At 65.3% G+C, this 21,449-nt stretch carries 13 protein-coding genes; 8 read left to right on the top strand and 5 right to left on the bottom strand.

Annotation, left to right across the window (positions count from 1 at the left end; all coding sequences use genetic code 11):
* Position 1: 1 nt before the first annotated feature.
* The 3 genes from NZK81_RS04120 to NZK81_RS04110 form a co-directional block, all read right to left on the bottom strand.
* Positions 2-1,504: an efflux transporter outer membrane subunit gene (locus NZK81_RS04120; RefSeq protein WP_419181648.1), complete on the bottom strand. Its 1,503-nt coding sequence runs from the start codon at positions 1,502-1,504 to the stop codon at positions 2-4.
* 226 nt (positions 1,505-1,730) lie between these two features.
* Positions 1,731-2,783 (bottom strand): tyrosine-protein phosphatase, encoded by a 1,053-nt coding sequence (locus tag NZK81_RS04115; RefSeq protein ID WP_260044165.1) that lies wholly within the window; start codon positions 2,781-2,783, stop codon positions 1,731-1,733.
* A 16-nt stretch (positions 2,784-2,799) separates the two neighbouring features.
* Positions 2,800-5,337 carry a TonB-dependent receptor gene (locus NZK81_RS04110; RefSeq protein WP_260044163.1) on the bottom strand — a complete coding sequence of 846 codons (2,538 nt, stop codon included), beginning with the start codon at positions 5,335-5,337 and terminating at the stop codon, positions 2,800-2,802.
* A 70-nt stretch (positions 5,338-5,407) separates the two neighbouring features.
* Between NZK81_RS04110 and NZK81_RS04105 the strand changes: the two genes are divergently transcribed.
* The gene (locus tag NZK81_RS04105; RefSeq protein ID WP_260044161.1) at positions 5,408-6,736 is read left to right on the top strand and encodes a TetR/AcrR family transcriptional regulator; all 1,329 of its coding nucleotides are present in this window, start codon (positions 5,408-5,410) and stop codon (positions 6,734-6,736) included.
* A gap of 83 nt (positions 6,737-6,819) precedes the next feature.
* Here NZK81_RS04105 and NZK81_RS04100 read toward each other — a convergent pair whose 3' ends face one another.
* Positions 6,820-7,860, bottom strand: a complete 1,041-nt coding sequence (locus NZK81_RS04100; protein WP_260044159.1) for an aldo/keto reductase — start codon at positions 7,858-7,860, stop codon at positions 6,820-6,822.
* 150 nt (positions 7,861-8,010) lie between these two features.
* Between NZK81_RS04100 and NZK81_RS04095 the strand changes: the two genes are divergently transcribed.
* Positions 8,011-8,928 carry an AraC family transcriptional regulator gene (locus tag NZK81_RS04095; RefSeq protein ID WP_260044157.1) on the top strand — a complete coding sequence of 306 codons (918 nt, stop codon included), beginning with the start codon at positions 8,011-8,013 and terminating at the stop codon, positions 8,926-8,928.
* Between the two features lie 192 nt (positions 8,929-9,120).
* A complete protein-coding gene (locus NZK81_RS04090; protein ID WP_260044156.1) occupies positions 9,121-11,655 on the top strand; it encodes a cation-translocating P-type ATPase in 2,535 nt (844 codons plus the stop codon).
* A 105-nt stretch (positions 11,656-11,760) separates the two neighbouring features.
* Here the strand turns inward: NZK81_RS04090 and NZK81_RS04085 are convergent, their stop codons facing one another.
* The gene (locus NZK81_RS04085; protein WP_260044154.1) at positions 11,761-13,212 is read right to left on the bottom strand and encodes a TolC family outer membrane protein; all 1,452 of its coding nucleotides are present in this window, start codon (positions 13,210-13,212) and stop codon (positions 11,761-11,763) included.
* A gap of 247 nt (positions 13,213-13,459) precedes the next feature.
* Between NZK81_RS04085 and NZK81_RS04080 the strand changes: the two genes are divergently transcribed.
* From NZK81_RS04080 to NZK81_RS04060, 5 genes are all read left to right on the top strand, one after another.
* Positions 13,460-15,268, top strand: coding sequence for a type I secretion system permease/ATPase (locus NZK81_RS04080; protein ID WP_260044152.1), 1,809 nt, complete (start codon positions 13,460-13,462; stop codon positions 15,266-15,268).
* Positions 15,265-16,626 carry an HlyD family type I secretion periplasmic adaptor subunit gene (locus NZK81_RS04075; RefSeq protein WP_260044150.1) on the top strand — a complete coding sequence of 454 codons (1,362 nt, stop codon included), beginning with the start codon at positions 15,265-15,267 and terminating at the stop codon, positions 16,624-16,626. Before NZK81_RS04080 ends, NZK81_RS04075 begins: the two co-directional genes overlap by 4 nt.
* A gap of 182 nt (positions 16,627-16,808) precedes the next feature.
* Positions 16,809-18,044: an outer membrane beta-barrel protein gene (locus tag NZK81_RS04070; RefSeq protein ID WP_260044148.1), complete on the top strand. Its 1,236-nt coding sequence runs from the start codon at positions 16,809-16,811 to the stop codon at positions 18,042-18,044.
* Between the two features lie 27 nt (positions 18,045-18,071).
* Positions 18,072-20,306 (top strand): GumC family protein, encoded by a 2,235-nt coding sequence (locus NZK81_RS04065; RefSeq protein ID WP_260044146.1) that lies wholly within the window; start codon positions 18,072-18,074, stop codon positions 20,304-20,306.
* Entirely contained in the window at positions 20,303-21,433 is a 1,131-nt protein-coding gene (locus NZK81_RS04060) for a glycosyltransferase (RefSeq protein WP_260044144.1), read from the top strand. Before NZK81_RS04065 ends, NZK81_RS04060 begins: the two co-directional genes overlap by 4 nt.
* Positions 21,434-21,449 lie beyond the last annotated feature (16 nt).

Raw genomic sequence — 21,449 nt, 5'->3', positions numbered from 1 at the left:
GTCAGTCCTGCCCAGTTTCGCGGCTAGTTTCGCGGCCCGTTGCGGAAGGCAAGGTCGCGGCGGAATAGTCTGTATCGGGATCCCAGCCGCCGCCCAGTGCATCGAACAGGGCGATGAGAGCGGTGGCCCGGTCGCTGCGGGCCTGGACGAGGCCGTCGCGGGCGGAAACGAGGGCGCTTTCCTGGGTGTTGAGTGTCGTGAAGTCGGTCAGTCCGGTACGATACTGCGAGCGCGCGTAGATCGCCGAATTGTTCGCCGCGTCGAGGGCGATGGTGAACTGCTTCTCCCGCGCCTCCGCCGCATGGAGGGCGACGACGGCGTTCTCCACGTCCTCGAGCGCGCCAAGGACAGTCGACTTGTAGGCGGCGAAGGCGCCGTCGGCGGCAGCCCGGCTGGACCGGACTTGCGCGGCATAGCTACCGCCGGCGAAGAGCGACTGGCTGATCCCCGCGAACAGGCCGCCAGTGATCGTGTCGAACAGGCCGCTGAACGTCCTTGCATTGGTGTCGAGGCTGCCGCTGATGGTCAGGGCAGGGAACAACTGGGCCTTGGCAACGCCAATCCGTGCAGAGGCCCCGGCCAGCGTGCGTTCGGCGGCGCGTACATCAGGGCGGCGGCGCAGGATGTCGGCGGGGATGCCGGTGCCGATCTGCTCGGGGCCTTGCGGGATCGGCTGCGGGGTCTCCATCAGCGGCTTGACCGCGCCGGGGGCTTGCCCGGTCAGCACGCCGATGCGCGAGACGGCGGCGTTGTATTGCTGCTCGATCTGAGGGATGTTCGCGGCGGCCTGTGCCCGGCTGGAGCGGGCCTGTTCGCCATCCATCGAGGAAACGAGGCCAGCCATCACGCGGTATCCGGCGATTTCCAGGTTGTCGTCCTGAATGGCAAGGCTGGCTTTCGCATTCGCGAGCTGTGCCTGATAGGCGCGGGCGAGGACGTAGTTACGCGCGACTTCGCTTTCGATCGAGACCAGCATGGACGCATAGTCGAAACCGGCGGCCTCGAGATCGGCGCGGCTGGCCTGCACCGAGCGCCGGTTGCCGCCGAACAGATCGACCTGATAGCCGGCGTCGAGCCCGAGCGAGTAGCTGTTGCTGCCGCCTCCGCCCACCGTGCTCACGGTACCGTCGGGCAGGGTCAGCGTGGTGCCGCCGCCCTTGAGTGTCTCGGTCCGGTTGTAGCCGCCCGAAAGGCCCAGCGTGGGAAACAGCGATGCGCGGCTGACGACAAGGGCTTCGCGGGCCTGCCGAAGTCGCGCGACGGCTTGTTCGAGATCGGGATTGGCGGCCACGGCCTGCTGGACGAGCCCGGTCAGGACTGGGTCATCGAAATGGCGCCACCAGCGCGTGAGATCGGAAGGCGCGGGCGATGCCGATACCGACCAGTCATCCGGAACGCCGAGCTGCGCTGCCTGGCGGGGTACGTAATCCGGGCCCACGGCGCATGAACACAGTGTCCCCGCAGCAGCGGCAACCAGTACCTTTTGGAAATGCCGGGATTGCAACTGGGTTCGCCTCCGGGGGTGAATTTTCTCGGCATGCGCAAGGAGTTGTCGCGATTCTGCCATCGTGGATCGCACCATACACGGTTCCCCGACAGTGGGGAGGGGGCTAGGTGTTACAAATAGTCACACAATGTAACGGCCCTGGCATCAAAACGATGTACGGCGCCTTCTTGCGAAAGGCGCCGTACATCGTTTGTCCTTGCCGGCAGGGTGGGGCCGTGCCCCTTCAGTCGAGCATGATGTCGCGCAGCTTCGCGATGTCCGCGTCGGTCAGTCCCAGTTCCTGCTTCAGGTAGCCTTCCGATCCGCCATAGGTAGCATCGAGGTAGGTGAAGAACTGGGCCAGGTACGACGCACCGCTCGGCGTGTAGAGCGGGTTCGCCTTCATCGGCTTATCCTTGCCGCTGGCCATGTACATCTTCACCAGCGGGTTGTTCGGATAGTCCTCGGGATTGACCTGGGGCATCTCCCATTGCGTGCGGCGCAGCGCGGTGGAGAGGTGGTAGTCCTTCAGGATCGTCTCGCGATCGACGCCCAGCACATCGTAGATCAGCGCCGTTGCAATGCCGGTACGGTCCTGCCCTGCCGAGCAGTGGTAGATCACCGCACCTTCATCGGCGAGCAGGCGGCGGAACAGCGAGCGGAACTGGGGCACCAGCATCTTTTCCATGCCGCTGTACATGTTCTCGCCGTTACCCTTGGCGAACCGGGCCATCAGGGGCTTCAGCGAATAGTCGTTGGCTATGAACAGCGCTCCGGTGCGGTCGTCGACCAGATCGGGGGCGACTTCGCGCTCTTCCAGCGAACGCAGGTCGACGACGCTGTCGATGTCGAGCTGGCCGATCAGCGCATAGTCGGCATCGGTCAGCACGGGCATGGCGCCCGAGCGGAAAGCCTTGTCCCAGCGTACGGTCTTGCCGTCCCTGGTAACGTAGCCGCCGATGTCGCGGAAGTTGCTGCCCTGCTGGAGCGGGAGAACCCGCTCGGCGACGACGGTCGTATGGCCGTTCTCTCCGAGCAGGATCACGTAGCGGCGCTCGTCGGCCGGGATCGCCAACCTGAGCTTGCGGTCGCTGCTCGTCGCGGTGACGCGTCGGTCGCCATCGTCGATCCGCTGGTCGGCGCTGATCCAGACCGAGACGGGCGTGGTGTCGCCGCGATCCAGTTCGACGGTCTTGCTGTCCAGTCGCGTGACGGTCGCCATCTCCCGCGCGAACGCGGGAGACGACGCCAGAATGGCCAGCGCGACGAGAGCGGCGGAACCTTTGAAAAGGTGCATGGTCCGATCCTTTCCGTCAGTAGCTGAAGCGCACGCCGAACAGGTAGCGAGCACCGATCCGCTCGACTTCGGTCGGATGCGATAGCGAGTCGGCGTAGGCGACGTAGGTCTCGTTGGTGAGGTTCGCGAGATCGGCGTAGAGCGTGAAGTCGTCGGTCACGGCATAGCGCAGCGTCACGTCGAGGTTCTCGTAGGCCGCGCGGTATTCGCCGCTGCCCAGACCGCCCAGCGTGTCGAGCCAGTGGCTGCGCCACTGGTAGCTGACGCGCGCCGAGAGGCCGTACTTCTCGTAGAAGAGCGAAGCGTTGGCGATGGTGCGCGACATGCCCTGGAAGTCGTAGGTCTGCAGTACGCCGTTCTTGTCGGGCGCTTCGAAGTCGCCATCGAGCAGAGTCAGGTTGCCCTGCAGGCCGAAGCCCGAAAGCGCGCCGGGCAGGAAGTCGAACTGCTTCTGGACGTTGAATTCCACGCCGTAGAGCTTGCCGCTTTTGCCGTTGTACTGGCCCGAGAAGAGATAGTCCGCGCGGGTGTCAAAGCCAGGGGTGTCGTAGAAGTCGGAATTCACCCTTTCCTGGGCGCTGTAGAGCACGTTGTCGACCCAGCGGTAGAACGCGCCGACCGAGATAATGCCGTTGCCGGGCAGGTACCATTCGACGCTGGTATCCACGCCCCAGGTATATTCGGGCTTGAGCAGCGGGTTGCCGCCCTCGATCGTTTTCGACGTATCGTTTACGGACGCGCCCACGCGCGTGGCGCCGTAGGCGGGGCGCGACACGCCGCGCTGGCCGGCCAGGCGCAGCACGATGTCGTTAGACGCCTCGTATCGGATGTTCAGGCTTGGGAAGAAGTCGGTCTTGCTCGCCGAATAGGCCTTGGGCGTGTAGTCGCCTTCGATGTTGAGCCAGCCCGCATTGTCCATGCTGTAGTTTTCGATCCGTACGCCGCCGGCAACTGTCAGCGGGCCCTTGACGAACGTGCCCATGAGATAGCCGGCCAGCGTCTTTTCGCGCTGGTTATAACGGGTGGTGTCTTCGATGACGCCTGCGGGGTCGAACAGTCCGGCCGCTTCCATCGCGGCCAGCGTGGCTTCGGCGCCCCTGCGCATGGCCTTGTTGTCGACATAGTTGAGCGAAAGACCGAGCGGATAGTCCGTGTCCCAGCCAGTGGATGTCACGTAGTCGTTGACGTTGAACGGCTGGCCGATCAGCGAACCGACATAGCCGATGGCCGCGTAGCTGCTCGTCGACATGACGTTGCCCGCGATGTCGCGGTCGGCATAGAGCAGGCCTGCAGAAAGCGTGAGATCGCCCAGTTCCTTGGCCATGTCGAACTTGACGGTGTAGCTGTCCGACTCGGTGCGCTGTTCGAGCGGCAGCAGGATCGTGCCGGCCTGCGACAGGTTGGTCTGGCTGAACGAGCCATCGTTGTCGGAGAAGATCGGGAAGCGCGGATCGTCGAGGGTGTAGGTCATGTCGCCGACCGTGCTCATGCTCGAACGGACCAGCGGCAGGTCTGTGGTGTTCACGGTCTTGGCGTAGTTGGCCTTGAACGAGGCGGTGAAGCCGTTGAAGTCATCGTAGTCGCCGCCGATCAAGCCGATCGTGTTGCGGTTACGGTACTTGCCGTCGTTGAACATGCCGCTGATGCCGGTGACGGTGTCGCCGCTGACAGCGAAGTCGTACTGATTGCGTTCCTCGTTGTCGGCGAATTCAGACCAGATCACCTTGGCATAGAGCTTCTGCCCCTCTTCGGGGCTCCACTCGATGCCGCCGAACAGGCCATTGTTGTAGCGTTCCAGCTTGTAGCTGCGGACCGAGAAGGTGGTTGGCTCGCCGGTGTCGTCGTAGCCGGGTTCGCGGTTGTCGGTAATCTGGTCGCGCAGGTAGTGCGATCCGCCCAGCACGATACCGAAACTGTCGTTCGACCATGAAACGCGCAGCGAGCCCTGCCGTTGCTGGCCGCCGCCGTGGCCCATCAAGCCGTAACCAACGTCGCCATCGACGTGGAAGCCCAGTCGATCGAGGGGCGAATAGGTCTTGAGGTCGATCGTCGCGACGATTGCATCAGCCTGCAGGTTCGAGGTCAGCGACTTGTTAATGACCATTTCCGACAGCATTACCGCCGGGATCGCGTCGAAGCGGAAGGCGCGCGTGTCGCCGCCTTCGTCCACGCCCACCATGGGCACGCCGTCGATCGAGACCGAGGTCCAGCGGTTGGGCGCGCCGCGCACCTGGATGTAGCGCTCCTGCCCCTGATCGCGCTGGACGGCCACGCCGGGCAGGCGGGCGAGGGCACCGGCAGCGCTTTGGTCCGGGAAGCGGGCGGCAGCGTCGGCCGAGGCAATATCGGTCATGTTGATGGCTTTGCGCTTGGCTTCGACCGAAGCCTGCTGCGAGGCGAGGATCGACCCGGTGACGACGATCGCGTCGTCCGGCTCGGCGTCGGCTCCGGCTGCGTCTTCCGCACAGGCCATCTGCGCGTGGGTGAAAGCGGCCGCCGCGACGCCGGCAAGGGCGGTCGCGCGCAGCAGGCGAGAAGCGGAATTCAGTTTCATGGATGTGGTCCCCTGGATACTTCAGGGGGCGACTAGAACGGTTGTATGTATGTCTTGTGACAGGGGAGGCGTGGCAAAAAATACGCAGCGAAAGCGCGTATGTGGCTCGATTGCGGCGATGCGTTCTGCTAGTCCTTCGGTCGGGAGAAAAATCGTGACAGCGTTGATGAACTGCCCTGAAAGTGTCGCAGAATCGTCATATGATCGCTTTGTTTCTGCGGTCATGGAGCAATGGGAAACGCAGGGAACGGCGGGAATCTCGGCCCGCCAGATCAGTGTTGCCACTGGCGTCCCGGTCTCGTCGATTTATCACTACTTCGGTTCCATGGAACAGTTGTTGGATGTTTCTCAAAAGGCGGCCCTGGCCTCGGCGAAGGGCTGGTGCGACGAGCAGTTGCAGCAACTTGCGGGCTTTGCCGGCGCGCCCGATGCCTTTCCGGGTTTCTTTGCCCAGATCGTCGACGGCTGGGCCCACGAGCAACGCCGTCTGGCCTTTGCCTGGCGCGAATGCCAATTGCTTGCCCTGCGCAATGCATCGTTCGGCGAGGTGTCGAAGGGGTGGGACAACCTCTGGGCCGGGTTCTGGAGCGAAGTCGCAAGGATATTCGGTCTCGGTCGGGGCCGGATCGTGATCGAACGCGTGTTCGAGAACGAGAGCTTCCTGCACATGATCCGCTGGCGCCGCATGATCGACCGTGCAGCGCTCGATGAAACTGCACGGGCCCTGGGTGCATGGCTGTCGGGCAGTCCGACGCCGGCCGCGCCATGGCGCGAGTTCGCGCGGGAAGAGGCGATCAGGTCGATGCCCAGCCTGCCTGAACGCGATGAGACCGCGGCGCGGATCGTTGCCGTGGCGGCGGAACTGATCGGGATTTCCGGCGTGGCCAGGCTGACGCACCGCGCGGTCGCCGAACGGGCCGGTCTTACGCTGGGCACGGTATCGCACAAGTTCCGCACCAAGTCGGCGCTGATCGAGGCGGCATTCGAAGGTATTTATACGGCCAACCTCGAACGCATACATGGAAAGCCGTCGTCGCTGCCCGCATTCGATACCCGGAATCCGCAAGCGGTGCGGGACAGCCTGACCGACATGATATGTCGCGGGGCCAGCAGCAGAGGCGGCGACGAATTGTTCGTGGCGGTGGCGCGCGATCCGTCGCTCAGCCCGTTCGGGGCGCAACTGCGCTATCTTCGGGGGCGGTCGTCGAGGGGGGTGCTTCAGGCAATCGTTGGGGCCGGTCGAGAGATCGGTACCGTCGAAGCGGCACTGTTTTCGAGTTTTTCGGCATCCCAGATAAGAGTCTATGCGAACATGGCGCCTGATCTGGTCGAGGCGCGTGTTCGCGAAGAGTGGGACGTCCTGCTGGGGTTTCTGATGGCTGCTTCCGGCGCGAGGTGAGCCCAGGTGCGGGCGCGAATCTGACGAGCAGGGTTCAGGCGCCCCGTGCCACTATTGTTCGCACGGGGCGACCTCGTTTCAGCTCATCGGCCGGTTTCCATCATGTGCGCGCGGTATTCGTCCTGCCGTTCCAGCATCCAGCCGGGGTATTCGGCGGGCAGCCTGCTGGCCTCGTCCAGTACGGAGAGGTCTTCGGCAGACAGGCGCACGTCCACGGCAGCGAGATTGTCGGCGAGCTGGTGGGGGCGTTTCGCACCGATGATGACGCTGGTTACCACCGGCTGGTGCAGCAGCCATGCAAGGGCGATCTGCGCCACGCTGACGCCGTGGCTGGCGGCAATCGGTCGCATCGCCTCGATTACGCCGTAGCCGCGATCGCGCTCGACCGGCGGGAAATCGAACGTGGCGCGCCGTCCGTCGCCCGCCGCTTCGTCCTCGCGGCTGTACTTGCCCGAGAGGAAGCCGCCGGCCAGCGGGCTCCAGACCATCAGGCCGAGGCCTTCCGATTGCAGCATCGGCACCACCTCTCGCTCGAGGTCGCGTCCGGCCAGCGTGTAATAGGCCTGCAGCGAGAGGATCGGCGCCAGCTTGCGCGCCTCCGCGATGCCCACGGCCTTGACGATCTGCCAGGCCGCCCAGTTCGAAAGGCCGATGTAGCGCACGTGCCCGGCCCGCACGAGCGTATCGAGCGCCTCCAGCGTCTCGACGATCGGCGTCGCGCTGTCGAAGCCGTGGATCTGGTAGAGGTCGATATGGTCGAGCTGCAGCCGCGTCAGGCTGGCCTTGCACTGGTCGAGGATGTGCTTGCGCGAGGCGCCGCAGGCATTGGGGCCTTCGCCCATCGGGCCGAGCACCTTGGTTGCGATCACCAGATCGTCGCGCGAGAGGCCGAGATTGCGCACGGCCCGCCCGAGGATCCGCTCGCTTTCGCCCTGGGCATAGATGTTGGCGGTATCGATGAAGTTGACGCCGGCATCGACGGCGGCCTTCAACAGCGCGTCGGCCTCGGCTTGCCTGAGCTGGCCGATCTGGCCCCACATACCTTCGCTGCCGCCGAAGGTCATGGTGCCCAGGCACAGTTCGGAAACGAAAAGGCCGCTGGGGCCAAGTTGACGATAGCGCATGAAGTGATCCTTTGCGGCTTTGGGGAATGTCAGGGGAAATAGGGCGCTGCCTTGCCGGTGGCGACGCGGATCGTCGCATTCTCTTGCACGATTCTATCAAGCGGTGCCGGAACGCTTTTTCTTGCGCTTGCAGCAGGGTATGACGCCGTCATGCGAGAATCCCGGATCGAGCACGTGCGCATGCTGTTGCAACGGCAGTGGGACCGGTACGGCCATGAGGCGCCTCTGGAGGGCTTGGCGCTGAGCGTGGCGGACGCGCCGTCGGGCCTGCTGCATACAGTCTATCGCACGTCCTTCTGCGGCGTCCTGCAGGGAGCCAAGCTGAGTTTGCTCGGTGACCGTGTGTTTCGCTACGATACAGGCAAATGCCTGATCGCCTCGATGGACCTGCCGATCACCGCGCAGATCGTAGAGGCAAGCCGCGAGCGGCCCTATATGGCGTTCAGTCTGGCCATCGATCCGGCGATGGTCGCGGACCTGCTGCTGGAAGATGCCGAGATGGAAGCCGCCGAGCCGAACCTGACGACAATGGCGGTGTGCGAACTGGACGCGGACTTGCTCGATCCGCTCGCCCGCCTCTTCGCCTTGCTTGACCGGCCGCGCGATCTGGCGGTGCTGGCGCCGTTGATCCGCCGCGAGATGGTCTGGCGGCTGCTCAACGGGCAGCACGGGGCGATCCTGCGCCAGGTTGGTCTGGCCGACAGCCGCATGGCGCGGATCGCCCGCGCCGTCGCCTGGATCCGCGATCACTACGCCGAGCCGCTTCGCGTGCCCGATCTGGCCGCGCTTGCCGGGATGAGCCCGGCCAGCTTCCACCGGCATTTCCGCGCGGCTACGGCGATGACGCCGATCCAGTTCCAGAAGCAGATACGCTTGCAGGCCGCGCGCCGCATGCTGCTTGCCGATGGCGGCGAAGTGGCGGCGATCGGCTATTCGATCGGGTACGAGAGCCCTTCGCAGTTCAACCGCGACTATCGCCGCTTGTTCGGTGAGCCGCCGGGCCGCGACGGTGTCGCGATGCGCGAGGGATTGCGCACTGCGATGGAATTATCCGGGCAAGCCGGGTGAGGGTGCTTCGCGCGGGCTATCTATCTGGTAATGTTACGGGGCGCGGGTTGTCCCTGCAGCGGTTAGGAGAAGGGCGAGCCGCTGCAGGGATAGCCTGCGCAACATGCCTTTCAGGCTGGCGGGCAGTCGCTTGCATGACATACGATCCCGGTATCGCCGGGATTTTTCACATGGCGCCAGGGATATGACGGTATGAGTTCCAACCATCACACCGGCCTCTCCGCCCTTCAGGCGCGCGAGCGGCTGGAGCGCGACGGACCCAACGAATTGCCGCGCGGCGAACGGCGTACCCCCCTGCGGATCGTGGGTGAGGTCCTGCGCGAGCCTATGCTGGCGCTGCTGCTGGCGGCGGGCGTCATCTACCTGCTGCTCGGCGATATGACCGAGGCGCTGATCCTCATCGCCTTCGCCGGCATATCCATTGCGCTCACCATCGTGCAGGAAGCACGTACCGAAAAGGTGCTGGAGGCTCTGCGCGATCTTTCCGCCCCGCGCGCGCTCGTCATCCGCGACGGGGAGACAGTGCGCGTCCCGGGGCGCGAGGTGGTTCGGGGCGACTTGCTCGTGCTCGATGCCGGAGACCGCATCGCCGCCGATGCGCTGTTGCTCGAAGCCGAACATCTGGAGGCCGATGAATCGCTGCTGACCGGGGAATCCGTGCCCGTGCGCAAGCGTGCCGCGCATGATGACGAACCCGAGCGTGCCGAACCGGGCGGCGACGATCTTCCGCAGATCTTCGCCGGGGCCATCATCACGCGCGGGCAGGGCGTCGCGCGGGTGAGTGCCACCGGTGCCCATAGCCGTATCGGCGAGATCGGCCGTTCGCTGGCCGAGCTGGAGACCGAGGCGCCGCGTCTGCGGCGCGAGACTGCCGCGATCGTGCGGCTTTGCGCGGTAGGCGGTGCAGGCGTCGCCCTGATGGTGGTCGTGCTCTACGGTCTTACGCGCGGGGGCTGGCTCGATGCACTGCTGGCGGGGATCGCCATCGGTATGTCGCTGCTGCCCGAGGAGTTCCCGGTCGTCCTCACCATCTTCCTGGCCATGGGAGCATGGCGGATCGCGCAAGTGGGCGTGCTGACGCGCCGCACGGCGGCGATCGAGACGATGGGCGCGGCAACGGTCCTGTGCACCGACAAGACCGGAACGCTCACCCAGAACCGGATGACAGTTGCCGAACTGTGGCTGCCCACCGGAGAACTGAGCGACTGCAGCGAGGGACAGTGCGATGCGCGCTTTCTCGACCTGATCGAAGCAGGGGCCCTGGCCAGTGCGCCGGTCCCGGTCGATCCGATGGAAGTGGCGTTTCACACGGCCGCGAACGAGGCAGGCATCGGCGGGGCCGAAGGGATGACGCTGGCGCGCACGCACGGCTTGCGGCCCGAACTTCTGGCGATGTCGAACATCTGGCAGATCGATGACGGGGATGCCCCGTACATGATCGCCGCAAAGGGCGCGCCCGAAGCGATCGCGCGTCTGTGCCGCCTCGACGATACGCAGCGCGCGGCCATGGATGCAGCCGCGCAGGCGATGGCCGCGCGGGGTATCCGCGTGCTCGGCGTCGCCGGAGCCCCGGTGCAGCACGAGGATCTGGACCGCGAGCAGGAGGAGCATCCCTTCGAGCTGCTGGGGCTCGCAGGCCTTTCCGATCCGCTTCGCGCGGGCGTGCCCGAGGCGGTCGCGCAATGTCGTTCGGCGGGCATTCGTGTGGTGATGATCACCGGCGACTATCCGGCGACGGCGCGCGCCATCGCCGCCAGCGCCGGGCTGGTCGACGGGGAGCTGATGACCGGTGACGAGGTTCAGGCTTTGTCCGACGAGCAACTGGCGGCCCGTGTCGGCGATGTCGACATCTTCGCGCGGACCATGCCCGAGCAGAAGCTGCGGATCGTCTCGGCGCTCAAGGCGGCGGGCGAGGTCGTGGCGATGACCGGCGACGGCGTCAACGACGCGCCCGCGCTCAAGGCCGCGCACATCGGCGTCGCCATGGGCAAGCGCGGCACCGATGTCGCGCGCGAGGCTTCCGCGATCGTGCTGGTCGAGGACGATTTCGGCGCCATTGTCGGCGCCATCCGGGTCGGGCGGCGGATCTACGACAATATCCGCAAGGCCATGGGCTTCATCTTCGGCGTTCACGTGCCGATCGCGGTACTGGCGATCCTGCCCTTGCTGGTGGGCTCTCCGGTGATCTTCGGACCAATCCAGATCGCCCTGCTGGAAATGATCATCGACCCGGTCTGCGCGCTGGTGTTCGAGGCCGAACGCGATGAAAGCCACATCATGGAGCGACCGCCGCGCGATCCCAGGGAGCGGTTGTTCTCGGCCGGCGTCATTGCGCGCGGCGTGATTCAGGGCGGCGTCGCGGCGCTGGTGCTGTCGGGGCTCTACCTCCTTGCCGCGGAGCGATTGGACATGTCGGCGCAGGAACTTCGTACTTTCATCTTCTTTGCGCTGGTGTCAGCGGTTCTGGCGCTGGTTCTCGCCAACCGTTCTTTCAGCACATCGTTCGTTCAGGCTCTGGTCCGGCACAACATCACCTTTCGCTATGTCCTGGCATTCATCGTTACGGGTGGCACTGTCATCCTTACGGTTCCGGCGGTCCAGCGGGCACTCGGCTTCGCGCCGCTGGACTGGATGGAACTCGGGATCGTCGCGCTCACCGGCGTCGGGCTACTGGTTGTTTTCGAGGTGACGAAGATGCACCGCCGAATCCGGCAATTGCATACCTAGCCTTTGTGGCTGCCCAGGTCGGTGGATGGGGTGGTATGCGTGGGTATCGTATCCGATTTGGATCAAATCGCTTGCAGGGCGTGGCGTGCGGACTGTCCTGCCCTGTCACGGGCCGGTTGGCGTTGTCAGCGGCTGCAGGGGATTCTTCGCGATCCCGGGCCAGTCGTACGTCGGCGAATCCTCGCGCTGAATCGGTGCCTGCACGCCTTGTTCCGAGAGGAGCAGGCGGTCTGCCGGCTCAAGGATCGGGCGCAGCGGCAGTCCGGCAAGATAGGCGGTTCCCGCCTTGTGGCTGTCTGGATCGTAAGGCCGGGCTTGCGTGAACATGTCGATCGAGAGCAGTCCCGCATCGCGCAGGATCGCGACCTGGCGCAGGTATAGTTCGGTGCGGGTCTGCGCTGCACCGGTGCGGGCATTGAGCAGATCGTTGGTCACGTCGAGCACATCGCGCAGGGTCCGGATTCCAGAGATTTCCTGCTTCTTTACGCCCTCCACCGCGCGCTCCGCCGCACGTACGGCGGCGGTGTAGCGCGGCAGGGCCTCGCTTGCCGCGCTGAGCAGGCTCCAGTCGGTTGCAAGCGTCTCGCGCATGGTGCGTCGGGCCTGCTCTGTGAATTGCTGATCGGCCCGATTGCGGTCGATCGCCTCGCGCAGGCCCGCCGAGAGCTGGCCGCCGGTGTAGAGTGGCATGGTCAGGCTGACCCCGGCGACCACCGATTCCTCGCGCAGGGTGTTCTGGTACGGCGTCAGCGAGCGGCGGGCGGCGGATGCGAAGACGCTGGCTTGCGGCCCCATCTGTGCCCGTGCCGCGCCGATGGCCGCGCGCGAGCCGGCTTCGGTGAACTTGGCCGCGGTGAGGGTGGGGTTGTGGGTTTCCGCCTCGGCATAGAGCGTCTCTAGCGTGGGGAGGGCGGGCAGCGCAGGTGGCGGTGCAAGCCCCCCGGGATAGGTGCCGATGAGATTGCGGTAACGCGCCGCGCTGGCCTCCACCGTGGAGCGGGCCACGATCACGCGACCGGCGGCGAGTTCCAGCCGATTGGTGGTCTGGTCGACATCCGGTTCGGTGGAATCGCGCAGACGGAAGCGCGAGACGGTGACGTCGCGCTGCTGCAGAAGAAGGCGGTAGATTTCGACGGCGACGCCATAGAGTTCGATGTCCCGCTGAAGCGAGACGTAGGCATTGACCACGTCGAGGATCAGTTGCTGGCTGCTGGCGCGCAGTTTTTCCCGCTCGACCATCTTGGCGGCTGTCGCTGCATCGACCGCAGCGGCCAGTCGGCCGGAAGTGAACAGCGGCTGGGACAGCGTGACTTCGGCAGAGCTCGCAAAGCCCCCGTTTTGCGAGGGCAGGGCGGTGCCGCGTATCCTGGCGGTGGTAAATTCGTGCCGGGCGCTTGCGTTCAGTGTCGGGCCGTAGGCCGCGCGGGCCCGGGTCAGGCGTTCATCGGCGGCGCTGACCAGATCGCGGCTACCCCGTATGGACGGGTTGTTTTCATAGGCAGCATCAAGTGCCTGTTCGAGAGTATCGGCATGCGCGATGCTTGCGAGGGCTGCCAAGGGCATCGCCAATGCAATCCTGATATAAGTATAAATCACCAGGTTGTTGTCCCTATTCATTCCTTCGTGGCGCACGGCGTCCGGATTTAAGCCCCAAATCTGATGTATTGTCGGTGGTTGTTTATGGGCGCGCCTGATTGAATGCAGCGCGAGATTGTTCCGGACAGGACGTAATTATGCGAAGGAGTGTGCGCAGGCTGCCCGCGGCCGTGCTGATCATCCGCCCCTCGGCGGCGGAGGCGCGGCGATGATTTTCGCCGTTCGGCTGCCCGGCGAACTGAAGACCGCGATGGCACCGATGCGGCGGGTGCTGCTGCCGGTGCTCGCGATCAGCAGCGTCTACAACGTGCTGCTGCTCTCGGGCTCGTTCTTCATGCTGCTGGTCTATGACGACGTCCTGCCCAGCCGCAGCGTGCCCTCACTGGTCAGCCTTCTGATGCTGGTCGCGCTGGCCTATGCCTTTCAGGCGGTGTTCGACGTGGTGCGCGGGCGGATCATGGTCCATGTCGGCTCGCTGTTCATGCGTTCGGTCAGTGACCGCGTGCTCCACGTGATCTCGCGTTACGAGATGAGCCGGGGGCCGATGCCCAATGGCACGCAGATCGTGCGCGATGTCGATACCGTGCGCGCTTATCTGTCGGGGCCGGGGCCGCTGGCTGTGCTCGATCTGCCCTGGATCGTCGTCTACCTGCTGATCCTTTCCGTGTTTCACTGGGCGCTCGGGCTGCTTGCGCTTTGTGGCGTCTGCGTGCTCGTCTCGCTGATGTTGCTCAACAATCGCATGACCGCGCCGCTGGCACTGGAAACGATGCGCACTGGTGCGCGGCGGACGGGACTTGCAGACGCCACCTTGCGCAATGCCGAGACGCTCAAGGCCCTGGGCATGGCTGGCGCGCGGCGCGGGCAATGGCATGCGGCAGAGGCGGAATACCTGCGGGCCAACGACCGCTTCTCCTACATTGCGAGCACGATGTCGGGCTCGATCAAGGCGTTTCGCATGCTGCTGCAATCGGCGACGCTGGCGCTGGGTGCGTTTCTTGTGATCCGGGGCAGCGCGACCGGGGGCATCATCATCGCCAGTTCGATCCTTTCCTCGCGGGCGCTGGCGCCGGTCGAACAGGTGATCGCCAACTGGAAGGGCATGGTCTCCAGCCGGCAGGCGCTGGCGCGGCTGCGCGAACTGCTGGCGGCGGTCCCGTTCCGGATCGAGCCGATGGGGCTGGAATGCCCCAGGTCGGAACTGGCGGTGGCCGGGGTCACCGCCGCGCCTCCGGGGACCCGATCGATAGCCCTCACGGACATCGGTTTCCGGCTCGAAGCCGGCGATGCCGCTGCGGTCGTCGGGCGCAGCGGTTCGGGCAAGACGACGCTCGCGCGCGTAGTGTGCGGCATCTGGCCGGCCCTGCGCGGCTCGGTGCGGCTGGATGGAGCGACGCTGGACCAGTGGTCGCCGGACCAGATTGCCCGGATCGTCGGTTACGTTCCGCAGTCGATCGAGCTCTTCGAGGGCACGATTGGGCAGAACATTGCCCGTTTTCGCCCCGACGCCGATCGCGAGGCGATCCTGAAGGCGGCCAGGGCGGCGGATTGCCACGATCTCATCGTCCGGCTCGATGGCGGCTACGATTACCTGATCGGTCCGCAGGGCGGCGGGCTTTCGGCAGGGCAGCGGCAACGCATCGCGCTCGCCCGCGCGCTTTTTGGAGATCCGTTTCTGGTCGTGCTGGACGAGCCCAACAGCAATCTCGACTATGAAGGGGAAACTGCGCTGGGACTGGCGATCAGGCACGTGCGCGAGCGGGGCGGGATCGTGCTGGTGATCGCGCACCTGCCCAGTGTCGTCGCCCATGTCAGCCATATCATGGTGATGGCCAACGGCCGGATCGAACGCATGGAGACGCGCGAGGCCTTTCAGGAGCGAATGAGATCGCCCGCGCCGATCACCCGCAGGGATGAAGCACCTGCCGCCCGGGACGGGCCATCAAGGGACGGGCACCGAGACGTGCCCGACGGTGCACGAGACGACATGGCCGTGCCGGCGGAGGTCGGTGAATGAATGCCTCGATGCCGTTCATCAAGGACAGGGGCGGGGGTTCGTCGGCACCGATGCATGGCGAATTTTCGGCGCGTGCCGAGCGCAGCCTGTGGTGGCTGGTACGGTCGGGGCTGGGGGCGGTGGCCGTGCTGGTGCTTGGCATCGGTGGGCTCATCGCATTCCTTCCGATGGCAGGCGCCGTGATCGCGCCGGGTGACGTGACCGTCGAAACGCACGTGAAGGAGATTTCGCATCCGTTCGGCGGCGTCGCGTCCGACATTCTCGTGCGTGACGGCGATCGCGTGAAGAAGGGACAGGTGCTGGTCCGGCTCGACAGCAAGGTCTCGGGCGCGATGGCGGAATATGCAGGCCTGGGGCTCCGCCAGCTGCTGGCGAAAGCGGCCCGGCTGCGCGCCACGTTGAGCGGCGCGCCGGGGGTTTCCTTCCCGGATGAGCTGGCCCGCGCGGCGGGCGATCCGGCGGTACTGGCCGCCATGGAGGACGAACGCCGCAGCTTTGTCCTCGCACGCCGCGCGCGCGCGGATCAGATCGGCCAGCTTCAGGCACGCATTGCCCAGGCCCGCGCCGAGATCGCGACTTACGCCAGTCAGTCGGACGCCTACGACCGTCAGGAACAGCTGGTGCACGAGGAACTGGCGCAGACCCGCCAGCTTTATGAACAGCGCCTCACGACGCTCGATCGCCTCAACGCGCTCGAGCGCGCTGCGGTCGGCGTGCAGGCGCAGCGCGACACGGCGCGCGCGGGAATGCGGCAGGCGCATGCCCGGATCGCGGAACTGCAAGTCCAGATGGCGTCGGTGACCAGCGCCGCGCGCAGTGAGGCGGCGCTTGAACTGGCGCAGGTCCAGGCGGCGATCTCTGACCTGCGCAAGCAGGACGTCGCCGCGAGCGACCAGAACGACCGTACGGCGATCCGCGCACCGCAGGACGGCATCGTCGACAAGCTGCAGGTCCGCACCGTGGGTAGCGTGGTGCCGGCGGGCGAACCGCTCATGGAGATCGTCCCGGACGCAGACCGGCTGGTGGTCCGGGCACGGGTGCGGCTGACCGATATTGACAGCGTCGCGACGGGACAGTCGGCGCACTTGCGCTTCACCGCGCTCAGCATGCGCACCACGCCCGAATTGAACGGTACCGTGACGCAGGTCGGGGCTGATCGGACAGTCGATCGGGTGACCAATGCGTCCTATTATTCCGCCACTGTCTCCATTCCGGATGATGAGTTCAGGAAGCTTGGAAACGTACGTCTTTCCGTGGGTATGCCGGTCGAGGTGTTTGTCCAGACCCAGCAGCGGACAATCCTGCAATACATAATTCGCCCCCTTTCGGATCAATTCAAACGCGCGTTGCGCGAATAGGCAGGGTAACCGTAATCTTATTGAGGCCGGTGGCTACATTGAGAGTAAATCTGGGAATTTATTCAAAATGGTTATCTGATTGACTGGCTGGTTGTTCGGCATTTTTTTTTGTTGGATGGTGAAGGGGATGTGGCTGGATGAAAGGGGGCGTTGCGAGGCTGGCATTGTCGTCGGGAGCCGTCATGGCACCTACGCTTGCCTGCGCGCAGGCGATCGGTGCCGGTATCTCGATCGATATCGAACCCCGGCTGGACCGGGACGACGTCGCCGGCGCCCGGATCGAACCTGCCTACAAGGCGCGCCCGATTGTGGTGGGGCCTGTGTTCGCGCAGCCAAGCGTTTCGGTGGTGGGCGGGTACGACGGTAATGTCTTCAACCGGCCGGATGCCCGGGCGGCGGCGCTGGCCATGGTATCGCCTTCGCTGGTTCTGCGCACCAACCTGCCGCGCCACGAAGTTCGTTTCTCCGCAGCGGGCACCTTGCGGCGCCTTTCGCGCTACCGGACCGAAAACAGCGAGGAAATCGTGCTGGATGTGGATGGCCGGTTCGATCTGTCGCGAGGTCAGGCGATCCGGGCCTCGGCGGGCTTTTCGCACCTGATCGAGCCGCGCAGCAGTGCAGGCTCGGTTCCGAACGCGACAGAGCCTGTGAGCTACGATCGCCTTGTTGGCGATGTCAGCGCGCGCGCCGCCATCGGGCGGATAGGCCTGACGCCTGGCCTGCGCTACGAGCGTGTTGAGTACGATGTCGTGGCGCTGGAGGGCGGCGGGCGGGCGGACCAGTCCTTTCGCAACACGTGTGCGCTACGCGGCGACGTGCGCCTCGATTATGATCTTTCGGGCCTTGCTTCGGTCTTTGCCTCAGGGAGCTACGAAGACATCAGGTCGACGTCGGCCACGGCTTCTCTTCGGCGGGATTCGCGTGATTACACCGTCGTCGCCGGGCTGCGCGGGCGGCTTTCGCCGGTTGTGTCGGGGGAAATCGGCGTCGGCTACCGCGCGCGCGACTACCGGCTGCCGATCTACCGCGATTTTCAGGGCGTGACCTTTCGCGGAGACCTGCAGTGGTACGTCACCCCGCTCATGACTTTGCGCGCGCAGGCGAGCCGGACGTTCCGCAACAGCGGGAACCGGCAGGTCGGCGGCATCCTGACCGACGCCTTTACGCTCAGCGCCTACTACGATCCGCTGCGCAACCTGCGCCTGTCCGCTTCGGCGCGGCTGGAGCGCGGCGACTTCGGAGAGACCGACACGCGAACCTTGCGCAAGTCCATGCGGCTGCAGGCGCAGTATCGCCTGAACCGATCGCTGTCCGTCGGAGGATATGTCGATTTCGTACGCCAGGACGTCAGGGGCACGCCGCTCGTCAGCCAGTTCACTTCGTTCAGTGCCGGTTTCGGCATGACCTTCAGGGCCTGAGGCGGAGCGGTCGAAGGAGGCATGCACGTGAATCTTCCCGCCATCTATGAACCGGGCCGGCACGTCCCGCAGATCGTCGCGGAGCGCGGGGCGGCCTGGCATGCCGCCGAGGACCAGATAACGGTGCACCTGCTGCTGGCGATGCTGCGCCGCCGCCGCGAGGTTCTGCTGCTGACCTTGGCGATCTGCGTGGTGCTGGCGCTTGTCTGGACGGCTGCGCTGCCGCGGATCTACCGCTCCAGTGCCGATGTCGTGATGATCACGACATCGACCGAGGTCGTGCCGGGCGATGCGGATCAGGCCCAGTCGGAACCGACCCGGTCGGAAGACGTCGAGACGCAGATCCAGTTGATCCGCTCGCGCGAAATGGCAGGGCAGGTGCTGGACCGCACCGGACTGCTCGGGGACGAGGCCTTTCGCGCCGACGTCATCGCGCCGCGATCGGCGCTGGACAACATTTCCTCCTTGCTGGGTATTCGCCGCAGGAAAGGAACGCCGCAGGAACCGGGGCTCGCTCGCCCCTTTCACGAAATGGCGGTTACCTACCTGATCGACCGCCTGGGCGTGGCGCGGGTCGACAATTCGTACAACCTGCGTATCGCCTTCGAAGATTACGACCCGGAGCGGACGGCGCTGGTCACCAATACCTATGCGCGCCTGTTTACGACTGACGATGCCCGCGAAAGGGCCAGGACCAATGCGACGGCAGCCAAGGTGTTGCAGACCCGCGTCGACGAGCTGCGCCGGGCAGCCAACAGGGCCTTTGCCGAAGTGCAATCCTATCGCGTGCACACGGGCCTGCTCAGTTCGGCGGCGACCAGCCTGACTGAGCAGGAAATTTCCACGTACAACCAGCAGATCGCAGCCGCGCAGGCCGAGGCTGCGCGCGATGCCGCAACCTTGGCCAGCGCGCGTGGCCAGTTGCGTTCGGGGGGCGCGGACAATGTCGGGGAGGGGGGCGCTTCCCCAGTGGTGTCGGCACTGCGGGCGCAGCGCGCGCAACTTGTCATCAGGGAGCGCGACTTGTCCCAGCGCTATTACGACGACAATCCGGACCTGATCACTGTGCGCAGTCAGATCGCGGATATCGATCGGCAGATCGCGGGGGAGGTGAACCGCTCGATCAAGGGGCTGGAAGCGCGGGCACAGGCCTCGGCCCGGCGTCTTTCCTCGCTGCTGGCCAGCCGCAGCGGCACCCGCGCGCAGCTCAGCACCGACAATGCCGCGCTGGTGACGCTTGCCGACCTTGAAAAGCGCGCGGAGGCGGCGCGCACGCTCTACCAGTCCTATCTCGAACGCTACAACGCGGTCGTGGCGGGCAGCGGTTCGGAGCAGCCGGGCGCGCGGCTCATTTCGCGCGCCAATGTGCCGGTCCTGCCGAAATCTCCGGACCTTCTGCTCAACCTCGCGTTGGGCTGCGTGGTGGGTGGATTGCTGGGCGCAACCCTGGCGATTGTGCTGGAGCTGTCTTATCGCGGCCTGACGACGCTCGACGATGTCGAGAGCCGGCTGGGTATTCGCGGTCTCGGCTTTGTGCCCGCCTGTCATACGGTCGAACCGCATTCGGCCTCGCCGCTCGATACCGTGCGGGACCATCCCGACGGCGGTTTCTCCGAAGCATTACGGAATGTGATCGTTTCCATCCGGCACGGGGCGTCGGGGGGTGGCAAGGTGATTGCCATCACTTCGGCCGTGCCCGGTGAAGGCAAGACGACCATCGCCGCGTGCATGGCGCGGGCGCTCGCAATGGCTAATGAACGCGTGGTCGTGATCGATTGCGATGTGATCCGTCGGTGCCTGAGTAGGCAGTTTGGCCTTTCCGGCGGTGAGCCCGGCCTGCACGAGGCCCTGAGCTTGGAGGCCGGTCGGGTGGTTGCGCATGAAGAGCCGGATTCCGCCCTGCAGGTGATCCCCATCACCCGGCCTTTCGCCAGGGGGGAACGCCTGACCGAACGGGGGCGCCTGCACCGCGTGATCGCGCGCCTGGGCGAGGAGTTCGACGTGATCATTCTCGACTGTCCGCCGATCCTTCCGATCGCGGAATCGCGGGAGATCGTCTCGCTTGCGGACAACGTCGTTCTGGTCGTCCAGTGGCGAAAGACGGTCGACAAGGTCGTCAAGGCGGCGGTCCGGCAATTGCCGATGCGCACGATCAAGGCGCTGGGCATTGTCCTCAACCGGGTCGACATGAAGCAGCAGGCGCGTTTCGGCGGCCATGATGCCGCGAGCTTCTATGACAAGTACCGGGGATATTACGCATGATCGGCGGTTGGCACTCCGGCGCGCCCAGGGTCGCGCTGGTGCATTATTGGCTCGTCTCCATGCGCGGTGGCGAGCGCGTGCTCGAACGGTTGCTGGACCTGTTCCCCGGCGCGGATGTGTTCACCCATGTCTACGATCCCGACAGGGTCTCGGACAAGATCCGCGCCGCCCATGTGCGCGAGACGTTCATCGGGCGCCTGCCGGGCGCACGCAGGCATTACCAGAAGTACCTGCCGCTCATGCCCATGGCGCTCGAGGAGCTGGATTTGCGCGGGTACGATCTCGTTATCAGCAGTGAATCCGGGCCGGCGAAGGGCATCATCACCCGCCCCGATGCCTTGCACGTCTGCTACTGCCACTCGCCCATGCGGTACTTGTGGGACCACTATCCCGACTACAAGGCCGCTGCCGGCGGGCTCAGCCGCATGATGATGCCGGCCATGTTTCACCGCCTGCGACAGTGGGACGTCAGTTCTGCCAGCCGGGTCGACGGCATTGTCGCCAACAGCAGCTTCGTCGCCCGGCGTATCCGAAAGGTTTGGGGACGCCAGGCGCGGGTGGTGCACCCGCCCGTAGCGGTGGGCGCGTTCAAGCCGTCGCGGCAGATTTCCGACCGCTACCTGTGGGTCAGCCAGATGACGCCCTACAAGCGTGCCGACGTGGCACTGGAAGCGTTCAATCGCCTCGGCGTGCCCGCGCTGATGGTCGGGGATGGCGAGATGTTCAAATCCATATCCGCCCGTGCCGGGCCCAACGTGGAGGTACGCCGGCGCCTCAGTTTCGAGGAACTCCAGCATGCCTACGCCACGTGCAAGGCGCTGGTCTTTACCCCCGAGGAGGACTTCGGGATCGTCCCTGTCGAGGCCAATGCCAGCGGTCGGCCGGTCATCGCCTATGGCCATGGCGGCGTCACCGATTCCATCGTCGAGGGCAGGACCGGGCTGTTCTTCCGGGAGCAGACGGCGCGCGCACTGTGCGGTGCCCTGCAACGTTTCGAGACATGGCAACCGCAGTTCCGTTCCGAAGACGCGATTGCCAATGCAGCCCGGTTTTCGCCCGAGGCATTCGCGACCGGCTTTCTCGATGCGCTCGATCACTATCGCCTCGGATCGCGGCAAGTGGCCTGACGCGATGAATCCAAGA

Origin of the sequence: Novosphingobium mangrovisedimenti, assembly GCF_025153475.1 — a bacterium.
Classification (GTDB): domain Bacteria; phylum Pseudomonadota; class Alphaproteobacteria; order Sphingomonadales; family Sphingomonadaceae; genus Novosphingobium; species Novosphingobium mangrovi_A.
The sequence above is the reverse complement of the archived record's forward strand: the minus strand, read 5'-3'. Positions and strand labels throughout refer to the sequence as shown.